The organism is Acinetobacter sp. 479375, from assembly GCF_000581715.1.
Classification (GTDB): Bacteria; Pseudomonadota; Gammaproteobacteria; order Pseudomonadales; family Moraxellaceae; genus Acinetobacter; species Acinetobacter ursingii.
The window spans coordinates 239,937-259,844 of the sequence record NZ_JEZN01000001.1; the positions used below are offsets into that span (position 1 = coordinate 239,937).

Annotated in this window: 19 protein-coding genes, 1 pseudogene and 1 riboswitch; of the genes and pseudogenes, 15 read left to right on the plus strand and 5 right to left on the minus strand. The window is 38.9% G+C overall.

What is annotated here, in order from left to right; genetic code table 11:
* Window position 1: 1 nt before the first annotated feature.
* The 8 genes and pseudogenes from tadA (at window position 2) to pyrF (ending at window position 5,632) form a co-directional block, all read left to right on the plus strand.
* Window positions 2–523 carry a tRNA adenosine(34) deaminase TadA gene (gene tadA / locus J500_RS01175; protein ID WP_004997181.1) on the plus strand — a complete coding sequence of 174 codons (522 nt, stop codon included), beginning with the start codon at window positions 2–4 and terminating at the stop codon, window positions 521–523.
* 112 nt (window positions 524–635) lie between these two features.
* Window positions 636–1,073, plus strand: coding sequence for an SRPBCC family protein (locus J500_RS01180; RefSeq protein ID WP_034697759.1), 438 nt, complete (start codon window positions 636–638; stop codon window positions 1,071–1,073).
* 10 nt (window positions 1,074–1,083) lie between these two features.
* On the plus strand, window positions 1,084–1,767 hold the full coding sequence (gene cmk / locus J500_RS01185; protein WP_004997193.1) for a (d)CMP kinase: 684 nt from the start codon (window positions 1,084–1,086) through the stop codon (window positions 1,765–1,767).
* Between the two features lie 113 nt (window positions 1,768–1,880).
* Window positions 1,881–3,554 (plus strand): 30S ribosomal protein S1, encoded by a 1,674-nt coding sequence (gene rpsA, locus J500_RS01190; RefSeq protein ID WP_004989421.1) that lies wholly within the window; start codon window positions 1,881–1,883, stop codon window positions 3,552–3,554.
* A 157-nt stretch (window positions 3,555–3,711) separates the two neighbouring features.
* Window positions 3,712–4,017 (plus strand): integration host factor subunit beta, encoded by a 306-nt coding sequence (locus J500_RS01195; protein ID WP_004989420.1) that lies wholly within the window; start codon window positions 3,712–3,714, stop codon window positions 4,015–4,017.
* A gap of 30 nt (window positions 4,018–4,047) precedes the next feature.
* Entirely contained in the window at window positions 4,048–4,413 is a 366-nt protein-coding gene (locus tag J500_RS01200) for a lipopolysaccharide assembly protein LapA domain-containing protein (protein ID WP_004989418.1), read from the plus strand.
* Window positions 4,414–4,539: 126 nt separating this feature from the next.
* A pseudogene (locus J500_RS17030) lies at window positions 4,540–4,838 on the plus strand (transcriptional regulator); the annotation flags it as partial.
* Window positions 4,839–4,948: 110 nt separating this feature from the next.
* Complete coding sequence (gene pyrF / locus J500_RS01205) at window positions 4,949–5,632, plus strand: orotidine-5'-phosphate decarboxylase (protein WP_004997195.1); 684 nt, start codon at window positions 4,949–4,951, stop codon at window positions 5,630–5,632.
* On the opposite strand, the gene J500_RS01210 is transcribed toward pyrF, so the two are convergent.
* Window positions 5,629–6,537, minus strand: a complete 909-nt coding sequence (locus tag J500_RS01210) for a lysine exporter LysO family protein (RefSeq protein WP_004997197.1) — start codon at window positions 6,535–6,537, stop codon at window positions 5,629–5,631. The two genes, pyrF and J500_RS01210, sit on opposite strands and share 4 nt — an antisense overlap.
* A gap of 46 nt (window positions 6,538–6,583) precedes the next feature.
* Window positions 6,584–8,104: a flavin-containing monooxygenase gene (locus tag J500_RS01215; RefSeq protein ID WP_004997205.1), complete on the minus strand. Its 1,521-nt coding sequence runs from the start codon at window positions 8,102–8,104 to the stop codon at window positions 6,584–6,586.
* A 163-nt stretch (window positions 8,105–8,267) separates the two neighbouring features.
* Here J500_RS01215 and J500_RS01220 point away from each other — a divergent pair, with 163 nt between their 5' ends.
* From J500_RS01220 to J500_RS01235, 4 genes are all read left to right on the plus strand, one after another.
* Window positions 8,268–9,278 (plus strand): helix-turn-helix transcriptional regulator, encoded by a 1,011-nt coding sequence (locus J500_RS01220; RefSeq protein WP_034697761.1) that lies wholly within the window; start codon window positions 8,268–8,270, stop codon window positions 9,276–9,278.
* Window positions 9,279–9,364: 86 nt separating this feature from the next.
* On the plus strand, window positions 9,365–10,510 hold the full coding sequence (gene zapE, locus J500_RS01225) for a cell division protein ZapE (protein ID WP_004997212.1): 1,146 nt from the start codon (window positions 9,365–9,367) through the stop codon (window positions 10,508–10,510).
* Between the two features lie 382 nt (window positions 10,511–10,892).
* Window positions 10,893–13,058 (plus strand): malate synthase G, encoded by a 2,166-nt coding sequence (locus J500_RS01230; RefSeq protein WP_004997214.1) that lies wholly within the window; start codon window positions 10,893–10,895, stop codon window positions 13,056–13,058.
* Window positions 13,059–13,157: 99 nt separating this feature from the next.
* Window positions 13,158–13,817, plus strand: a complete 660-nt coding sequence (locus tag J500_RS01235) for an SOS response-associated peptidase (RefSeq protein ID WP_034697763.1) — start codon at window positions 13,158–13,160, stop codon at window positions 13,815–13,817.
* On the opposite strand, the gene J500_RS01240 is transcribed toward J500_RS01235, so the two are convergent.
* A complete protein-coding gene (locus J500_RS01240) occupies window positions 13,814–14,278 on the minus strand; it encodes a MarR family winged helix-turn-helix transcriptional regulator (RefSeq protein ID WP_004997357.1) in 465 nt (154 codons plus the stop codon). The two genes, J500_RS01235 and J500_RS01240, sit on opposite strands and share 4 nt — an antisense overlap.
* Before the next feature lie 488 nt (window positions 14,279–14,766).
* Between J500_RS01240 and J500_RS01245 the strand changes: the two genes are divergently transcribed.
* Window positions 14,767–16,299: a TerC family protein gene (locus tag J500_RS01245; RefSeq protein WP_034697847.1), complete on the plus strand. Its 1,533-nt coding sequence runs from the start codon at window positions 14,767–14,769 to the stop codon at window positions 16,297–16,299.
* 124 nt (window positions 16,300–16,423) lie between these two features.
* A riboswitch (glycine riboswitch) is annotated at window positions 16,424–16,511 on the plus strand.
* Between the two features lie 144 nt (window positions 16,512–16,655).
* Window positions 16,656–17,900, plus strand: coding sequence for a D-amino acid dehydrogenase (locus J500_RS01250; RefSeq protein WP_005004007.1), 1,245 nt, complete (start codon window positions 16,656–16,658; stop codon window positions 17,898–17,900).
* 52 nt (window positions 17,901–17,952) lie between these two features.
* On the opposite strand, the gene J500_RS01255 is transcribed toward J500_RS01250, so the two are convergent.
* A complete protein-coding gene (locus J500_RS01255; protein ID WP_004997364.1) occupies window positions 17,953–18,606 on the minus strand; it encodes a hypothetical protein in 654 nt (217 codons plus the stop codon).
* A 95-nt stretch (window positions 18,607–18,701) separates the two neighbouring features.
* Between J500_RS01255 and ispF the strand changes: the two genes are divergently transcribed.
* Complete coding sequence (ispF, locus tag J500_RS01260) at window positions 18,702–19,193, plus strand: 2-C-methyl-D-erythritol 2,4-cyclodiphosphate synthase (protein WP_004989384.1); 492 nt, start codon at window positions 18,702–18,704, stop codon at window positions 19,191–19,193.
* Here the strand turns inward: ispF and J500_RS01265 are convergent.
* Entirely contained in the window at window positions 19,181–19,705 is a 525-nt protein-coding gene (locus J500_RS01265; RefSeq protein WP_005004011.1) for a protein tyrosine phosphatase family protein, read from the minus strand. The two genes, ispF and J500_RS01265, sit on opposite strands and share 13 nt — an antisense overlap.
* Window positions 19,706–19,908 lie beyond the last annotated feature (203 nt).

A 19,908-nucleotide genomic window follows, 5' to 3' on the forward strand; every position in this document is an offset into this window, starting at 1 on the left:
TATGTCTGAGCCGATTTATTCTGATGAGTATTGGATGCAGCTTGCTTTTGAGCAGGCTGCATTGGCTGCATCAAAAGGAGAAATACCTGTTGGTGCGGTGATTGTGAGCCAAAATCGTGTGATTGGTACAGGTTATAATTCACCGATTTGTTTAAACGATCCTACAGCACATGCTGAGATTCGTGCGATTCGCATGGCTTGTGAATCGATTCAAAATTATCGCTTACCCGCTGATGCAACTTTGTATGTGACTTTAGAGCCGTGCACGATGTGTGTGGGCGCATTAATACATTCGCGTATTTATCGTGTGGTATTTGCAACCACAGAACCAAAGGCAGGATCGTTGGTCAGTGCGCGCCAATTACTCGACTCAGGCTATTATAATCATAAATTTATCGTTGAGCATGGTTGTATGCAACAACAATGCTCAGAGCAATTGAGCCTTTTTTTTAAGCAGCGAAGAGAGCAAAAGCGTTCCGAGCGTCTACTTAATTTTAACGCTTTAAAAAGTGATGCAGAATAATCTCATATTCGCTGAACTGACAAAAAACATTCACGCAGCATCTCTTGATTCCTTTTGTATGTTTCGATAGTGTGTTTTGACAATATAAATTGTCATTGCTATCTGGAGGGATGTGATGAATGCCATCACCATAAAAAAAGAATTTAATGCGCCGATAGATCAAGTATTTGATCTACTCTCAAAACATGCAACCTATAACCAAGCTTTTGCACCAATTCAAGTGGTGAGAGTTAAGGACTCCGCAGATCCTGATCGCCCAGATGGTTTAGGGTCAGTACGTCGTATGGGGTTTGGGCCATTTAAGCCGTTAAAAGAAGAAATTACTTTGTTGGAAGAAAACAAGCGTATCGAATACAAATTAATCGATAATCCATTGATAAAACATCATATTGGTCGAATCGATTTTCAGGAAATTTCGCCCAACAAAACTTTAGTGACCTATACCATTGAATTAACCGCAAAAATTCCATTTGTGAGTAAATTAATTCTTGCACAACTTAAAGCAGCGATTACACTAGGCTTTTCAAAATTAGCAAAATCGATCGCTTAGTGGGATTTTAATGACAGTTCATATTATTACAATCGATGGACCAAGTGGTTCTGGTAAAGGCACACTTGCTGCAAAACTTGCTCAACATTATGGTTTTCATTTACTTGACTCAGGTGCTTTATATCGATTGCTGGGGCTGTCATTACATCAAAAAAACTTACTCGATGCGTTAGATATACGTTTAGATGAATGTGTAGAAGTTGCGACCCATCTTAATATTAAATTTGAAACAAAAGATGAAGGAACTGCCATTATTTTAGATGGTGAGGATGTGACCCAAACGATTCGTACAGAACGCGTGGGGGAGTTTGCATCTCAGGTTGCGGCAGTTCCCGAACTTCGCAAAGCCTTATTTGATCGACAACGCGCTTTTATTCTGGCCCCAGGTCTGGTTGCAGATGGTCGTGATATGGCGACTTCCATTTTCCCAGAAGCCGAAGCCAAAATTTATCTGACCGCATCTGCTGAGTCGCGCGCAGAGCGTCGTGTAAAGCAGTTGCAGGGGATGGGGCTAGATGTTAAAATGAATGACATTTTGGCTAATATACAGTCGCGTGATCAGCGTGATATGCAACGAGCAGTTGCACCCTTGCGCCCAGCTGAAGACGCTTATCAGATTGATAGCTCAAATTTGACTATTGATCAAGTTTTTCAGTTAATGACCGATTACGTCGACCAACGTATAAAAGCCTAACCGATTTTTTAAATCAGTTAAAGCATAGCTTGATCAGTTTATTACGGACTATGTAGAGACTTAATTAAACCGGCCTTGTCTGATCCAAGACCGCTGACTTTATCAGGTATATCATGACCGAATCTTTTGCAGCCCTCTTTGAAGAAAGTGAATTAAACCTCAACGTTGAAAAGGGTGCAGTCATCCAAGGTGTTGTTGTTAGCATCGATAGTGACTGGGTAACTGTTGACACTGGCCTTAAATCTGAAGGCGTTGTTGACCGTGCTGAATTTTTAAATGAACAACGTGAACTTGAAGTTCAAGTTGGTGATACTGTTGACGTCGTTGTAGAAGCGCTTGACAACGGTATGGGTCAAACTGTTTTATCACGTGAAAAAGCAAAACGTGCTGAAACTTGGACTAAGCTTGAAAAAATCTTTGAAGATGGCGAAATCGTTACTGGTGTTATTTCTGGTAAAGTTAAAGGCGGTTTCACTGTTGACATCGGTCCTGTTCGTGCGTTCTTACCAGGTTCACTTGTAGATACTCGTCCAATCCGTGACACAACTCACCTTGAAGGTAAAGAGTTAGAGTTCAAAGTGATCAAACTTGATGCTAAACGTAATAACGTTGTGGTATCTCGTCGCGCAGTTATGGAAGCTGAATCTTCTGCTGACCGTGAAGCACTTCTTGCTCAGCTTGAAGAAGGTCAAACTGTTACAGGTACAATTAAGAACCTTACTGATTACGGCGCGTTCGTTGATCTTGGCGGTATCGATGGTCTTCTTCACATTACAGATATGGCTTGGAAACGTATCAAGCACCCATCTGAAGTGGTTGAAGTAGGTCAAGAAGTGACTGTTAAAGTCCTTAAATTTGATCGTGAGCGTAACCGTGTTTCTCTAGGTCTTAAACAACTTGGTGAAGATCCATGGTTAGCGATCATGAACCGTTATCCTAAAGGTTCTATCGTTAAAGCGCGTGTTACGAACTTAACTGACTACGGCTGTTTCGCTGAAATCGCTGAAGGCGTTGAAGGTCTTGTTCACGTTTCTGAAATGGATCACACCAACAAAAACATCCACCCATCTAAAGTTGTTCAGATTGGTGATGAAGTTGATGTTATGGTTCTTGAAGTTGATGAAGAACGTCGTCGTATCTCTCTTGGTATCAAACAAACTCGTGCTAACCCATGGGAAGAGTTTGCTAAGGCTCACGACAAAGGTGAAAAAGTTTCTGGTACGATCAAATCAATCACTGATTTCGGTATTTTCATCGGTTTACCTGGCGGTATCGACGGTCTAGTTCACTTGTCTGATATCTCTTGGAACGAACAAGGTGAAGATGCAATCCGTCGTTACAAGAAAGGTGACACTGTTGAAGCGGTTATCTTGTCTGTAGATGCTGAAGGCAACCGTATCAGCCTTGGTATCAAGCAATTGAACAGCGATCCATTCAATGACTTCTTGGCAGCGAATGAACGTGGTGCATTGGTTAAAGGTACTGTAACTGCGGTTGACGCGAAAGGCGCAACTGTTAAGTTGGCTGACGAAGTTGAAGCAACTTTGAAAGCATCAGAAATCAACCGTGATCGCGTTGAAGATGCAACTAAGTTCCTAGAAGTTGGTCAAGAAGTTGAAGCGAAAATCATCAACGTTGACCGCAAGTCTCGCTCTATCAACTTGTCTATCAAAGCGAAAGACGAAGCTGAAGAGAAAGAAGCTGTTGCAAATCTTCGTACTGCAACGACTTCTCAAGAAAATGGTCCTAAGACCATTGGTGACTTGATCAAGGCACAAATGAAGTAAAACTTATATAAAAGTACGGTTAGTGTAACTAATTCGTACTTTTTATACGATTTACTGTAAACGGTAGCGTAGTATTAGTGTACTGCGCTACCGTTTTGTATTTAAACAGGTTATTATTAAAGTCATTGAAAATCAGTAAGAAATAAAGAGGTCATCAATGACGACTGAAGCACTTAATAAATCTGACTTAATTGAGCGTATTGCCTTAAAGAATCCTCACTTGGCAGAACCTTTAGTAGAAGAAGCGGTAAAGATCATGATCGATCAAATGATCGAGGCTTTATCAACAGATAATCGTATTGAAATTCGTGGTTTTGGTAGCTTTGCATTGCATCATCGTGATCCACGTGTAGGGCGTAATCCTAAGACGGGAAAATCAGTTGAAGTCGCAGCGAAAGCCGTTCCGCACTTTAAACCTGGAAAAGCACTTCGTGATGCGGTAAACGAAGTTGTGGCAAAATAACAATTAAGAATTAATAAAAATGAGGTGCTTATGCGTATTATCTTGATCGCATTACTCGTTGTTTTATTTGGTTATTCGCTTGCTCTGGTACTCCAAAATAGTACGGAGTTATCTGTGGATTTGTTGTTCACACAAATACCAGCAATGCGTTTGGGCTTACTACTTTTGATTACTTTGGCACTTGGAATTGTCATTGGACTTTTACTTGGTGTTTTAGTCTTTAAAGTCATTCAAAAAGGTTGGGAAATTAAACGACTGAGAAAGGATATTGAACATCTGCGTAAAGAGCAGATTCAAATGGCACAGGTTGCTGCTGCCCAAGTTGCGGCGAATACCAAGCATGAAAAGACAGTGGTGGAAGTTCAACCTGAGACTCAGAATCGAACTCCATTATAAATTGTCTTATTTATAGATGAAAACATTAGATATTGAAATAAAAAACCCTTTATGACTTAAAGGGTTTTTTTATGGGAAACCTATAGCTTTCAAGGTGGCAGTCACTCTAACTGTGACCAGGATTAAGGGCTCTCAGTTAGATCGGAGATTGCGCATTATCAGGTATTTACTAGCGAATTGTCCTACAAAATCAAGATGTGATTTATATCCTGAGTACTCAGCCAATTGAACCACATTTGAGTCATCGGTACCCGATCGGAAGTATTGAACATATTATTATGCAAGGACACGCAAAAGTTGGGTTGACTGCTGAACCCGTCATTTTAAATGAAGAGGATTATATTTGTTAGGCTGCTGATCAAGAACATATACTTGAAGTACTTGATGATGATACACGTGCTATCCTGATCTCTGAACAAAGATAGATCAGATCAATTTTGTGATATGGCTTTTGTCATAAAAGCCATATTCCTGCTTTGTTGAATGCGTGAATCCATCTATAATTAGCCGAATTTAAAGCTGTGGAAATAAATTTGTGAGTATTATTGTTGCTTTGGACGCAAAGAGCCAATATGACGCTTTGAGCATTGCTGATCAGCTCGATCCATCACTTTGTCGGGTGAAAGTGGGTAAAGAGCTATTTACTCATGATGGTCCACAAACGGTCAGAATTTTACAGGATCGTGGCTTTGAGTTGTTTCTTGATCTTAAATTTCATGATATTCCGAATACGACGGCACAGGCAGTTTGTGCCGCGGCTAATTTAGGCGTATGGATGGTCAATGTTCACGCTTCAGGCGGGCGTAAAATGATGGAAACTTGCGTTGAGCGTTTAAAAGCAGGGAACTATCATACTCAATTGATCGCTGTTACGGTTCTCACTTCAATGGGAAGAGAAGATTTACGTGATATTGGTTTAGATATCGAGCCATTTGAACAAGTCAAACGTTTAGCTCAATTGACCAAAGACAGTGGTTTGGATGGCGTAGTATGTTCTGCGCAAGAAGCTAAGATGTTACGTGAGCAAATTGGTTCAGAATTTTCTTTGGTGACGCCTGGGATTCGCCCAGAAGGTTCAAGTGCCGATGATCAGAAACGGATTGTGACACCAAAGCAAGCGATGCTGGATGGTGCAACTCATTTGGTGATTGGTCGTCCGATTACCAAAGCTGAAAATCCAAATGAGATGCTCAAAAGTATTTGGGCATCACTCAATTAAAGCATTAAAAAGAAACTAATGAGCAAGGGTGCAAGTAAACTTAATATAATCCCGCTCATCATGGCATGTGGTACATAATGTGTGCCGCATGACTGTTTGACCATTGCTAACGTGACATCCATTGATGTTGCGCCAGCGCTTGAAATTGCAGAGCGAGGAAAGCGCCAACCTAAGCAATACATCAATAGAATTGCAAAAATTTCTCTAAATAAATCAGTAAGTAAAGCAATGCCGCCTAATTCGGTTGAGTGCAATTTAGTAAATAAGATTCCTGACATCGAATACCAACCATAACCCTGAGATAAAGCGATCACTTCATTTAAGCTATAGCCAGTTAAAAGCATAAAACAGAAGAAAGCAGCAATCAGTGAACCAAATATCGCAGCCAAAGGTACAATCAGTATTTTCCAACTGAGCCACGTACGGTCAAAATGGGTGTAAGCAAGTTCAACACCAATAAAACCTATAAAAACTAAAAGCAAATACCAACTATTGAACAGCACATTGATCTGAAAATGATGAACTACAAAGCCTAAAGTGGCTCCAAAACCCAGTGCAATAAAGGCATAACTGATGTTTTTTAATGCATTTAAAAACAAATGCAAAGAAATTGTTCCCTGTACACTGTCTTTATCTAATAATTTATAAGCGATCAAACACACAAAAAATGAAGCAATTGAAGTTGATGCTGCAATTAAAAGAGCTGTGGGTAAAATCCGCTCAGGATGCTCTAAATGAGTTAAGGCTTGAGCAAATTCAAAAGCAACACTGATTAACAGTAAGTAAGAAAAGTAGGGGAGTGTTTTAAATATAAACTGGCGAAGGGTTTGCTTTAAATGAGGTGCAATAAAATAGCCTAAGCCAATTGCGATAAAAATTTGCACAATTAAAATAAGGGATTGCATAAAATAAGTAGGTTATATTTAACCTACTTATTATGATGATAAGAAATTATGCAGCAACCTGTTTTTTATCATTTGTTCTATTTTGTCCAAGAAAGACATAGTCAGAGGCATTCGCAGTTCGGGTTTCTAACCAATATTTCCATGTATAGGTTGGCCATAAAGCAAAGTTTTTACCATCCGCAGCTTGATACCAACTGACACATCCGCCAGACTGCCAGACAGTATCTTTTAGTTGCTGTTGAATTTTATGGTTAAATTGAGTTTGAACATCGTCTTTCACCTCAACCGCAAGTGTTTGAGTTTTATCCACCATCTCGATCAGTTGAAGGATATAGTTCACTTGAGATTCGATCATAAAAATAACGGAATTATGTCCAAGCACTGTATTTGGACCGAGAAGCTGAAATAAATTAGGGAAGCCTGCTGTCGTTATTCCATAATAGCTTTCTGGACCATTTTTCCAAGCTTGTTTGAGTTCTTGGTTATTTTTCCCGAAACATTCAAAATGTTTCAGATAGATACGTGGATCTGTAATAAAGCCTGTTCCATAAATTAGGCAGTCGATCTGTCGTTGCTTACCATCTTGGGTCACAATGGCATTTTCTATAATTTCTTGAATTCCATCGGTCACTAACTCGACATTTTTACGATTGAAGGTTGGAAAGTATTTATTTGAAATCAAAATACGTTTACAACCCATCACAAAGTCTGGGGTCAGTTTCTTCGCAAGTGCTTTATCTTTTACCTGAAATCGAATAAAAGCTTCTGCAAGTTTTTGTCCATATTTCATAATGTGGGGTTGGACAATAGGTATAACTCTCGACTCATTACTCCAGTATAATCTTGCACGATGAACTTGCCGATAAGTGTTTGATTTTTTAAATAATAATTTGCTTAAATGTGAATATTGACGCTCGTCTCTGGGAATCACCCACGCTGCTGTACGTTGAAATACATATAGTTGCTTGACCTGTTTTGCAATTTCAGGAATGTATTGAATTGCACTACCACCTGTTCCGATAGAAGCAACATTTTTACCTATTAGGTCGTAATGGTGATCCCATTCTGATGAATGAAATACTTTGCCTTGAAATTTTTCAATGCCTTTAATATGTGGGATTTGTGGAACATGTAAAGGGCCTGAGGCAAAAATCACAAATTGTGCTTCCAATGGGTCATGCTCTTTAAATGAAAGTGTCCAGATACAACGCCCTTCATCATATTCTGCACGGGTAACTTCATGCTCAAATTGACAATATTCTCTAAGTTGAAATTGCTCCGTAATATCCTGAATATATGAAAAAATTTCGCCCGCTTCGGCATAGCGTTTAGACCAGTTGGTTTTGGGTGCAAACGAAAATGAATACATGTGTGATTGGACATCGCAAGCCGCACCGGGATATTGGTTTTCTCGCCAAGTTCCACCGACATCTTTGGCTTTTTCTAAAATTACAAAATCATGAATATTGTTTTGTAGAAGACGAATTGCCATTGCAAGCCCACCAAAACCCGCACCGATAATTGCAACTTTTGTTTTTTGAATTGCATTGATTAAGGAATCTTGCATGATATTGATCCGATAATGAAATAATGATCTATTTATAATCAGTTTAATGAATTATCAGAGCCAGAAACATGATTAGATCGACATCAAAATTGATAGATTCGGCAATTAATTTTATTGCTGCTTTATAGTACAACACTACAGTAATCGAAAAATAGAACTGTGAATGAAGCGATCAATACTTGGACTCATGTATTTAATACAAGGAATGCGTAATTCTGGTATTGATGTCGATTCGCGTCTGGCAAATATTGGGATTCGGATAGATGCCCTCAATCCACATTCTATTATTCATGATAGTTTGGAATGGGATATCCAGCATATTATCAGTCAGGATGTTCCTTCTGAACAAGGCTTATATATTGGACAACATTACGCGCTGGCAGGTTATGGACCTTTATTAATGTTATTGGTCACTGCCGATAGCATTCGTCATGCCATTTATAAAGGTATTGAATATCAAAGTCTCACGCATTTGTTTGGACAACTCAGTCTGAGTGAACGAGATGGATATGCGTCATTAGTTTACGTACCCATCGATTTAAATACAGAAATGGGACGCTTAAGAGCCCAGTGTGAAATATCGGGTACTTACAAATTTATTTTAGATATTTATAAAATGATGGGATTGGAGGCACCTGAAATTCGAGTGGATTTGCCATTCCCGCAGCCGCAAAATTTAAATATGCTAGCGCAGTATCAGCATTATTATGGCAATAATTTGCATTTTAATGCTGATCATGCGGTTTTTAGTTTGAATCAAGCGGTATTAGATGTAAAAATCCCATCTGCGGATATCATTACCCATCGCGTCTATGAAGCTAAATGTCTGGATGAGATCAAACGTTTAGATGATGAAGCAACACAGCAATCCGATCTGGTGCAGCGTGTGCATAACTATCTCGAATTACAACAGGGTGTAATTCCCACAATGGCGGAAACGGCAATTGCTCTTCAGATTCCTGAGCGAACTCTGCGGCATCAATTGCAACAACTGAATACGAGTTATAAACAAATTCGTGAGCAGTTAATTAAAACTAAGGCATTAAAGCTTATGGAATATAAGGAATATTCAATCGAAGTCATTGCAGAATTACTGGGCTATTCAGAACCCGCTGCATTTAATCATGCATTTAAACGCTGGTTTGGACAAAGTCCAAGACAGTATGGAAAATAGCATCAAAGCTATAGTCCAAAGTTCTATTTTCACGCATCGAATCTTCGATATACTTTTTCTACAAATACTGAAAGCAAATAAAAGACATGGCAAACATTCATTCTCCTCATGGTACAGCGTTTACCCCTTTATCTCCTGCAGAGCGTTATGCACAAGCATTATCTTCAGGACAATTTATGCCTGATGAAGCACAGGCACAGGCTGTACATGAATTAGAACGAGTTTGGCAGGATCTCATTAGTCGTTATAAAGCTTCAAAAAAAGCATTCCGCCGTTTCCGTCGCCAAACTGCGCCACGAGGCGTATATATGTGGGGTGGTGTAGGGCGTGGTAAAACATGGTTGATGGATCAATTTTATGATTCTGTTCCATTTCGCCGTAAGACACGCATGCATTTTCATCATTTTATGCAACATGTACATCGTGAGCTAAATCGTTTGTCTGGTCAGCGTAATCCATTAGATTTGGTCGCGGATCAAATCTATAAAGATGCTGTGGTGATTTGCTTTGATGAATTTTTTGTATCCAATGTCACGGATGCCATGATTCTAAGCGATTTGTTCCAAAAATTGTTTGCACGTGGTATTACTCTCATTGCAACTTCAAATATTGCTCCAGATGGCTTATACAAAAACGGCATTCATCGAGATCGTTTCTTACCTGCAATTGAACAGGTGAAAAAGAATTGTGTGGTTTTAAATGTAGATGCAGGTGTCGATTATCGTTTGCGTGTACTTAAGCAAGCGCAACTGTTTAAGTATCCTCTTACTGATGATGCTAAAATCTGGATGGCACAGCGTTTTAAAGCCATTACCCAAACACAAGGTTATTCGGATGAACCGATCACCATTAATCACCGTGTTGTAGAAACGTTAGGTCATACGGAAGATGTACTTTGGTGTGAGTTTTCAGAACTTTGCTTCAAACCGCGCAGTCCAGCAGATTTTATTGAAATTGCAAACTTATATAATACGGTTTTGGTGAGTAATGTGCCGCATTTAACCGATAGTTTATCTGAAGGTGTACGTCGTTTTATTTATCTGGTGGATGAGTTTTATGATCGTGGCGTCAAATTGCTTCTGACTTCTCAGGATTCCATCATTGATTTATATCAAGGTGAAAAATTGGCTTTTGAAATTGAACGTACTCGTTCTCGCTTGCTAGAAATGCAATCTGATGAGTATTTGCATTCTGAACACAGACAGATTCATCAAGCCGCTGAAAACAGCTAAGCTCGAAATAATGGATACTCAAGGCGTTCAAATTGAACGCCTTTTTCTTTGCATCTAAATCGTTATAAAAGAATGTACAAATTTCTTTGAGCCAATGCTTTCAATGCCATATTTTTTTGTTATAACTATGGTTCATTATGAAAAAGGAGTCGATTAGACTGATCTGAACTTAAGTCTAATTTCGGCATTTTAAAAATTTTATACACTGTAATTGGGTATGCGAATTGCGGAAATGAAAGTTTTACCTCGCTAAATAAGAACTAACAAGATGGTTTGTTTTTGAAATGCTTGTTATTTAGCAGCGTGATATTACTATTCAGCAAAGTATAAATCGGTATACTTGAAACTCTTGTTATAAAAAGTAGCAACATCAGGAAAGACAATGACGGCACGTATTCAAAAAGGCAAGTTAGCGATTGCTAAAGAACTTTACGACTTTATCGAAAATGAAGCTCTACCAGTTTCAGGTTTGGACAGTGAAACTTACTGGAAGAACTTTGAGCAAGTCGTTGTTGATCTTAGTCCAAAAAACACGACGCTTTTGGCAAAGCGTGATGAGTTACAGGCTAAAATTGACGAGTGGCACCGTAATAACAAATTTGAATTAGAAGCTTACAAAGCTTTCCTTACAGAAATTGGCTACTTATTACCAGAAGTAGAAGATTTCCAGATCACCACTGAAAATGTAGATGAAGAAATTGCTTTACTTGCAGGCGCACAATTGGTGGTACCTGTACGTAATGCACGTTATAGCCTTAATGCTGCTAATGCACGCTGGGGGTCTTTATACGATGCACTTTATGGTTTCGATGTGATTCCAGAAACAGATGGTGCTGAAAAAGGCAAGGGCTATAACCCAGTGCGTGGCGAAAAGGTAATTGCTTTTGCTAAAAATTTCCTTGATCAAACATTCGCTTTAGCACAAGGCTCACATGCCGATGCAACTCACTATGCAATTGAAAATAAAGCACTCGTAGTGACCTTAAAAGATGACTCACAAACCAAGCTTAAGCAAGAATCAGCATTTGTTGGTTATAACGGCGAAGAAGCAGCACCGACCGAAGTGGTGTTACTCAACAATGGTTTGCATGTCATTATTGAAATCGATGCCAACAGCCCAATTGGTAAAACAGATGCTGCTGGGGTCAAAGATTTAGTTTTAGAAGCTGCGGTTACCACTATTCAGGATTTGGAAGATTCAGTTGCAGCTGTAGATGCAGAAGAAAAAGTTGAAGGCTATCGTAACTGGTTAGGTCTGATGAAAGGTGATCTAACAGAGTCTATTGAGAAAAACGGTAAAACGGTTACACGTAAACTCAGCGAAGATCGTGTTATTAAGAATCTGATTGGCGGTACAACGACGTTGCATGGTCGTTCATTGATGCTTCTTCGTAATGTTGGGCATTTGATGACGAATCCAGCGATTTTAGTCGATGGCAAAGAAATTTATGAAGGCATCATGGATGCTCTAGTGACGCCTTTGCTTACGATTCCAGATATTCGTGGCAACAATACATTGAAGAACTCGCGTAAAGGTTCTATGTATATCGTTAAGCCAAAAATGCATGGTCCAGAAGAAGTTGCATTTACGGTTGAATTGTTTGAGCGCGTAGAACAAGCATTAGGTTTACCTGCTAAAGCACTTAAAGTCGGTATTATGGATGAAGAACGCCGTACTTCTGTAAACCTGAAAAACTGTATTGCTCAGGCGAATGATCGTACCATCTTTATTAATACTGGTTTTATGGATCGTACAGGTGACGAAATTCATACCTTTATGGAAGCGGGTGCGTTTGTTCGTAAAGTCGAAATCAAAGGACAAAAATGGTTCCCTGCTTACGAGAACCGTAATGTTATGATTGGCTTACAGACCGGTTTACGTGGTAAAGCACAAATTGGTAAAGGCATGTGGCCAAAACCAGATATGCTGTTAGACATGTATAAAACCAAAATTGAGCATCCAGAAGCAGGCGCAAGCTGTGCTTGGGTTCCGTCTCCATCTGGCGCGGTGATTCATGCAATTCATTATCATCAATGTAATGTATCTGAGCGCCAAAAAGAGTTACTCAATACGCAAGCTTTACCACTTGATGATTTGCTTACTCCACCGTTGGCTGAAAATACCAACTGGACAGCTGATGAAATTACCAAAGAACTTGAAAACAACTGTCAAGGTATCTTAGGTTATGTGGTTCGTTGGGTTGATTTAGGTGTTGGTTGTTCTAAAGTTCCAGACATCAATGATGTTGGCTTGATGGAAGACCGTGCGACGTTACGTATTTCTTCACAACACGTTGCGAACTGGTTGCGTCACGGTATTGTGACCAAAGAGCAAGTTGAAGAAGTTCTGGAGCGTATGGCGAAAGTGGTGGATGGTCAAAATGCTAATGATCCGGAATACACGCCAATGGCGCCTAAGTTTGTCAATGATATTGCCTTTAAAGCAGCTTCTGACTTGATCTTCAAAGGGGCTGAGCAACCTTCAGGTTATACAGAGCCTTTACTACATGCAGCTCGTTTAAAATTAAAAGGTTATACAGGTGATTAATTTAATCACTTGTTGATAAAAAAGTCCCTTCGGGGACTTTTTTATTGAAAAATAGAAAATCAGCATCATTTAAATAGAGGGTAATCAAGATTTATTAAAATGTGCCCAAATTTTAAGCCTTTAACTTATAGTCAACTTCAAGCATTGAATTTACCTCCAATTCCTTTTGAATATTTGGATGAAGTTTATCCTGCTTATACGACACCGTTATTATTTAAATCTGAATTGGGTTTGGAATGGCGCGATGTGATGTTTGGTTTAGTACCTAAATGGGCGACTGATTTATCTTCTGCAAAAAAAACTTATAATGCGCGTAGTGAAACCTTATTACAGCGTTCAAGCTTCTTTGAAGCCGCGGCTAAGTGTAACTTTGGTGTTATTCCTGTCACTGAGTTCTATGAAGCTAAATATAGTGATGGGAAACCACAACGTTGGTGTGTGCGTCGTAAAGATGGTGAAGCTTTCTTTATTGCAGCAATTTATGAAATTTGTCGATTAGATGGTGATATTATTCGTTCGGCTGCCATGATTACAATGGACGCCATAGATCACCCGATGATGAAAGAATTTCATGAACCAGGAGATGTCAAACGATCGGTAATCGTCATTCCTCATGAACGTTTGCATGAATGGCTTGATTTAAAAACACCTGACATACAAAGTTTTATAGAGGGTTTTCCTGTTGATGAGTTTGAATGTATGCATGTGCCACGTCAAACTGCTACGAAAATATCACCACAATTAAACTTTTTTGATTAATGTGACAGATTTTTATAAATCTGTTTTAAGTTTTCAATGGTTTTTTCCAGTTGAAGAGGAGTCAAGCCATCAAAAGACTGTTCTAGCACGACACTGGTAATATCGTTAATTTTATAAATCATTTCCTTGCCTTTTTCAGTGAGTTCAACGCGAGTAATTCGCGCATCTTCAGGGCAACAAAAGGTATTGACTAGCCCTTCATCTTTTAGGCGGTAAACGATTTTCGTGGTCGTAGACATTTTTGAAATGATCATCTCAGATAAATCTGAAACACTGGCTTTGGGTTTTGAATTCAATGCTAATAAAATACGCCGACGAGAATTATCCAAACCGTATTTTTTTAGGACATTATCAATGTTTAGGACATAACGTGCATGGACTTGTGTAATCCAGTAATATGGAAATTCGTTAAAGTCATAAGACTCTGCGGTTGGTAAAAACCTCGTGTATTTTTTACTCATTTCATAATTCCCAAGTTGGTGAATGTGTAATTATTGTTGCTATACCGTATTGTTCTAAAGTCGTTGTGTTAGCAGAATAATCATAATATTTTGTGATGTGTTTGGCAATATTTTTTGAATTTGTATATTTATTCCGGTGGAAATGCAGTGCTCAAAAGCACAATATGATAATTTATAGCAGTCATTATCCAGTTGTAAAGTATCAATATTTTGGATAAATTTGAGTGTTTCACTTTTTTATTTGATTGTGTGCGGCAATTGTTAAAATTATTCGATAAATTAACTTTTTTGATTAAAGTTTGTGAGATATTTTTATAAAACTTAATTTAAGCTTAAAAAATTTACTCAATATACAAAAAAATAATTACAAGTAGAAAAAGTTATGCATAATAAAACCATCTTAATTGAAAAGGGTATCCGTGAATGGATCCATCGCCGTGTAGGTTGTTTGTATTGATTTGTTCTCAAGTATTTGAGGTGATCTAATGATGGAATTTTTATTAGATCCTGGTATTTGGGTAGGGTTGCTGACCCTGATTGCATTAGAAATTGTTCTAGGAATTGATAATCTGGTTTTTATCGCTATTTTGGCCGATAAACTTCCTCCTGAACAGCGTGATAAAGCACGTGTTATTGGTTTATCGTTGGCGCTTATTATGCGTTTGGCGCTTCTTTCTGTTATTTCATGGTTGGTTACACTCACAAAACCTTTGATTGACGTTGCGGGAATGACATTCTCTGGTCGAGATTTAATTCTGCTATTGGGTGGTTTATTTCTTGTTTATAAAGCGGTGACTGAACTTCATGAAAAGATGGAGGGCAAACCTGAAATCAAAACGAATTCTTCAGTTGCCTATGCAAGTTTCTGGGCAGTGGTTGCACAGATTATTGTACTCGATGCTGTATTCTCGCTAGACTCAGTTATTACTGCCATTGGGATGGTGGATAATATTTATGTCATGATGACTGCTGTGACTGTTGCGGTGATTGTGATGCTCATCGCATCTAAACCTTTAACAGCCTTTGTAAATCGACATCCAACCGTTGTCATTTTATGTCTGAGTTTCTTGCTTTTAATTGGTGTCAGCTTGATCGCTGAGGGAATGGGTTTCCATATTCCAAAAGGTTACATCTACTCAGGTATTGGCGTTGCCATTCTGATCGAAGCCTTTAATCAGTTTTCACAGCGCAATGTCGAAAAAAATCAGTCCAAGATTCCATTACGTCATCGAACTGCCAATGCCATTTTCAAAATGATGGGTGAAAAAGATCGAATTGCGGCTGTGGATGAAAACTCGGAATCTCAAACATTATTTGTTAATGATGAGCGATATATGATTGGCGGTGTACTGACGCTTGCCGAACGAACTGTGGCATCGATCATGACTCCTCGTTCTCAGATCTCTTGGGTCAATATTGATGATGATCCTGAACTTATCCGTCAGCAAATTTTGTCTGTTCCGCATAGTTTGTTTCCCGTATGTCGCGGCAGTTTGGATAAAGTGATTACGGTTGCTCGTGCTAAGGATTTAATTGATGCGCTGGATCATCCAGATCATGTCAAAGTTTTATTAAAGCGACAGCGTCCAATCTTTATCTTTGAACGCATGAAAGTGATTGATGCGATTAATACCTTACGTGCTTCCAAAGGATCACTGGTTTTAGTGAGTGATGAGTTTGGTACAGTACAAGGTCTGATCTCGCCACTAGATGTATTTGAAGCAATCGCCGGTGAATTTCCAGATGCCGATGAACAGCCAGAATTGGTAAAAATCGATGAGCGTACATGGCAAGCAACTGGGCTTTTGGATTTGTATCAGCTTGAACTTGAACTGGGAATGATTGAACTCATGCCAGAAGATGGTGAATATATCAGTGTTTCGGGCTTAATTATGGATAAAGCAGCTTCACCGATTCAGATTGGTACCACGATTGATCATGAAGGCATTCGTTTTGAAGTATTGGAAATGGATGAAAATAGAATCAAGACAATCAAGATTACTTATCCAGTCGACGATTAAGCTTTTTCAACAATTTGATTCCCAGAAACCTCATTAGTTTTAGGCTGATGAGGTTTTTTTATTCGAGCTACAAAATAAAGTTGGACTTTTAAAAACTGGCATGTACATTGCTTTTATAACAATATGAATTATTGCAGGAGAGATGTTCCTGTGAACACGCCGAAGGAGCAACGACCCCGGAAACTCTCAGGCAAAAGGACTGTAATAATCGACATCAATCTGGAGAGAAGTATTTAAAAATACTCACCGAAGGGGATGGTTAAAATAATTAATAGGAATTATTGAAAACCGAAGCTCTCAGGTACATAGACAGATGGGGCATTTTTTGAGATGAGTTTCATTTCAAGGAGTTGTATATGTCTCATGTAATTGTGGTTGGTTCTGGAATCACGGGTGTCACTTCTGCTTATGAGTTGGCTTTATTGGGCTATGATGTCACCGTGATCGATCGGCATTTATTTCCTGCGATGGAAACTTCTTTTGCTAATGGTGGTCAATTATCAGCTTGTAATGCCGAGGTTTGGAATCAAAAATCTACCGTGCTGAAAGGCATGAAGTGGATGTCAAAAAAAGATGCACCATTATTGCTCAATCCTTCTTTCGATGTTCATAAATATAGCTGGTTATTTGAATTTTTAGCCAGCATTAAACACTATGAAACCAATACACTCGAAACGGTAAGACTAGCTTTGCTGGCCCGTAAACGTCTGTTTGAAATTGCTGAAAAGGAGCAAGTCGATTTCAACTTGGAAAAGCGTGGAATTTTACATATTTACCATAGCGAAGCAGATTACAACATTGCCAAAAATGTTAATGATATGCTTTGTAAGGGAACATTGGCACGACATGCGGTGAGTCCAGAGGAAATTAAGCAAATTGAGCCTACGCTCTCAGGTGATTACTATGGTGGTTATTACACACCAGACGATGCGACGGGTGATATCCATAAATTTACTGTAGGATTGGCTGAAAAAACCAAAAAATACGGCGTGAAATATCGCTTTGGGCTAGATGTACAGCAAGTGCAACTTTCGGATCAAAAAGTGATTGTGTCTTGCCAGCCAAGCACAGAAAACATGCTTGAACCTAAAGATCAACCTATTCGCTTAGAAGCTGATGCAATTTTGATTTGTGGAGGTGTGGGGAGTTATCAACTGGCAGATATGCTGGGTGATCGAGTGAATGTTTATCCTGTGAAAGGCTATTCCATTACGATACATTTAAACGATCAAAAAAGTATTCAAAATGCGCCTTGGGTTAGTCTGCTTGATGAAAGTGCCAAAATTGTGACTTCACGCTTAGGTGAGGATCGTTTCCGTGTCGCAGGAACGGCAGAATTTAATGGTTATAATCGTGATATTCGTGCAGACCGTATTCAGCCCTTGATTAATTGGGTCAATGCCAACTTTGACATATCTACAGAACATGCTGTTCCTTGGGCGGGTTTACGCCCGATGATGCCGAATATGATGCCTGTCATTAAACAAGGAAAACATCCGCGAGTATTTTATAATACAGGACATGGGCATTTGGGCTGGACACTTTCAGCAGCAACAGCGGCTATTATTAGTCAGGAAATCGCGATGAAATTATCTGCCTGACGCTATAAAATTAAAGATTGAAAATAAAATGAGGGGAGATCAACCCTCATTTTTAATCATAAAGACGATAGATACCGTTGAACCGTTCGCAACCTTTCTGGTCAGTTTTTACCACTAAAATACCTTTCTGAAAATTAAAATTGTATTTACAATCATGCTCATTATCAAAAATTTGCTCTTTTTTATCGGGTGTCGTATACGCCAAAAAAGAAATTGTCTGGCTATCATTACTGTTATTGGGATTGCGATACGCCATGCCTTCAATTTTAATTTTGTCTTTGCCTAGTTGATGAACCTGTAAATGAATTGCTGGTTGGGCAATTTTGCCATGTTCAAACTTTAAAAAATGCTGGGTTAAACTCTGATTCAAAGAAGTATAAAAGTTGAGATCGTCATCGCGTAGTGCAAATTGTTGATCAATACAGTGTTGAGATTTACATTGTTGTAAACGATTGAACCAAAGCGAATGCGTGTCGTACAACAGTTTAATAGGCGCATCTGAAACCAGATAAGCAATTAGAAATTTATTATTGAGCTCATGTCGTGTCTCATGAAAATTTTCAGCGCAGATTTTCTTGCTCACAAATGACGCTTTATGATTGTCACAATCAAATTGATCCGTTGCATGGGCTGAGGAAAAGCAAAAACTGATCGTGAGTGCACAAACTACGTTTTTTAAAGGAAATCTATCTGTACGAGACGTCATGATCGCTTATACTTCCATTTCAGTGGCTAGACGTACTATAGCGAAACCAAAAGCCAGAATACAAGTTGTGTGATTTGTTTTATAAAGGAAAATAAATGATATTACCAATTCGCATCGGTCAGGGTCTGGATGTGCATGCTTTTGAAGATGGAGACCATGTGACTTTAGCAGGCGTGAAAATTCCACATACCCATGGTTTAAAGGCACATTCCGATGGTGATGTGGTATTACATGCTTTATCGGATGCATTATTAGGGGCTTTAGCACTTGGCGATATTGGCCAGCATTTTCCCGATACTGATCCAGATTTTAAAGGTGCAGATAGTCGTGTCTTGTTAAAACATGTCTATCAGCTCATTTTAGATCGTGGCTATGTTTTAAATAATGCAGATATTACCGTAGCGTGTGAGCGTCCAAAACTTGCAAAGTATAATCTGGAAATGCGTCAGAGTATTGCAGATGTGTTGGAGCTAGATATTACTCAAATCAGCATCAAAGCAACCACGACAGAAAAGCTTGGCTTTACAGGCCGCCAAGAGGGAATCCTCTCAACGGCCACCGTTTTAATCACCCATCAAGTAAATTGATTTGGATCGATCAAAGATTGTTGTAAATCTTGAGTTGCCATACGACCTTGAAGTTGTAGGGCAACACTATGCATCAGTCCCGTCCACGTTTCATTCGGTTCCCAAATTTGATGCAATAGCTCTTGTGCAGAGCCGATATCCATTCCCATGAAATATTGGCGGTACAGTGCCATTAAGCAACTGACACGATAATTTTTTGCGCAATGTATCCAGACGATCTCGTTTGTAACCAAATGGTCGATTAAATCCAGAACCAATAGGCACTGATCTGCTGCTGGCATTTCCCATAAAATAGGTAAATGAATATAGTTTAATCCTAGTTCCAGACAGATTCGGTCTTCCTGATCAAGGTGTGGTTCGGCATCATTCAATGCAAGATTGATGACCGTGCTACAGCCATATTCTTTAATATGATGTAACTGCTCGGCTGTCGGTTGTCCTGAACTCAGTAGATGTTCATGGACTGGAGAAAAGTTCGGAATTTGGGATAAAGATTGTTCTAAAGTGGTCATAGAAATACTGATATATCGTTAGAATATAATAAGGTGTTCGTTTCAGCCAAAACTGAATGTTAACCGCATCATCATATTAGCTTTAAATTCCCTATAAAATCTACTGGATTGTTGATCAGAAAATATGATCATTGATCAGTAAACATTCTTGAATCAGATGAATATAAAAAAACCCTTAATAATTAAGGGTTTTTTATTCAATG

What these genes read in the sequence shown, in the direction of transcription:
- tadA (WP_004997181.1), top strand. Translation starts at nt 2, where the DNA reads ATGTCTGAGCCGATTTATTCTGATGAGTATTGGATGCAGCTTGCTTTT.
- cmk (WP_004997193.1), top strand. Translation starts at nt 1,084, where the DNA reads ATGACAGTTCATATTATTACAATCGATGGACCAAGTGGTTCTGGTAAA.
- rpsA (WP_004989421.1), top strand. Translation starts at nt 1,881, where the DNA reads ATGACCGAATCTTTTGCAGCCCTCTTTGAAGAAAGTGAATTAAACCTC.
- J500_RS01195 (WP_004989420.1), top strand. Translation starts at nt 3,712, where the DNA reads ATGACGACTGAAGCACTTAATAAATCTGACTTAATTGAGCGTATTGCC.
- J500_RS01200 (WP_004989418.1), top strand. Translation starts at nt 4,048, where the DNA reads ATGCGTATTATCTTGATCGCATTACTCGTTGTTTTATTTGGTTATTCG.
- J500_RS01210 (WP_004997197.1), bottom strand. Translation starts at nt 6,537, where the DNA reads ATGCAATCCCTTATTTTAATTGTGCAAATTTTTATCGCAATTGGCTTA.
- J500_RS01215 (WP_004997205.1), bottom strand. Translation starts at nt 8,104, where the DNA reads ATGCAAGATTCCTTAATCAATGCAATTCAAAAAACAAAAGTTGCAATT.
- J500_RS01220 (WP_034697761.1), top strand. Translation starts at nt 8,268, where the DNA reads ATGAAGCGATCAATACTTGGACTCATGTATTTAATACAAGGAATGCGT.
- zapE (WP_004997212.1), top strand. Translation starts at nt 9,365, where the DNA reads ATGGCAAACATTCATTCTCCTCATGGTACAGCGTTTACCCCTTTATCT.
- J500_RS01230 (WP_004997214.1), top strand. Translation starts at nt 10,893, where the DNA reads ATGACGGCACGTATTCAAAAAGGCAAGTTAGCGATTGCTAAAGAACTT.
- J500_RS01235 (WP_034697763.1), top strand. Translation starts at nt 13,158, where the DNA reads ATGTGCCCAAATTTTAAGCCTTTAACTTATAGTCAACTTCAAGCATTG.
- J500_RS01240 (WP_004997357.1), bottom strand. Translation starts at nt 14,278, where the DNA reads ATGAGTAAAAAATACACGAGGTTTTTACCAACCGCAGAGTCTTATGAC.
- J500_RS01245 (WP_034697847.1), top strand. Translation starts at nt 14,767, where the DNA reads ATGGAATTTTTATTAGATCCTGGTATTTGGGTAGGGTTGCTGACCCTG.
- J500_RS01250 (WP_005004007.1), top strand. Translation starts at nt 16,656, where the DNA reads ATGTCTCATGTAATTGTGGTTGGTTCTGGAATCACGGGTGTCACTTCT.
- J500_RS01255 (WP_004997364.1), bottom strand. Translation starts at nt 18,606, where the DNA reads ATGACGTCTCGTACAGATAGATTTCCTTTAAAAAACGTAGTTTGTGCA.
- ispF (WP_004989384.1), top strand. Translation starts at nt 18,702, where the DNA reads ATGATATTACCAATTCGCATCGGTCAGGGTCTGGATGTGCATGCTTTT.
- J500_RS01265 (WP_005004011.1), bottom strand. Translation starts at nt 19,705, where the DNA reads ATGACCACTTTAGAACAATCTTTATCCCAAATTCCGAACTTTTCTCCA.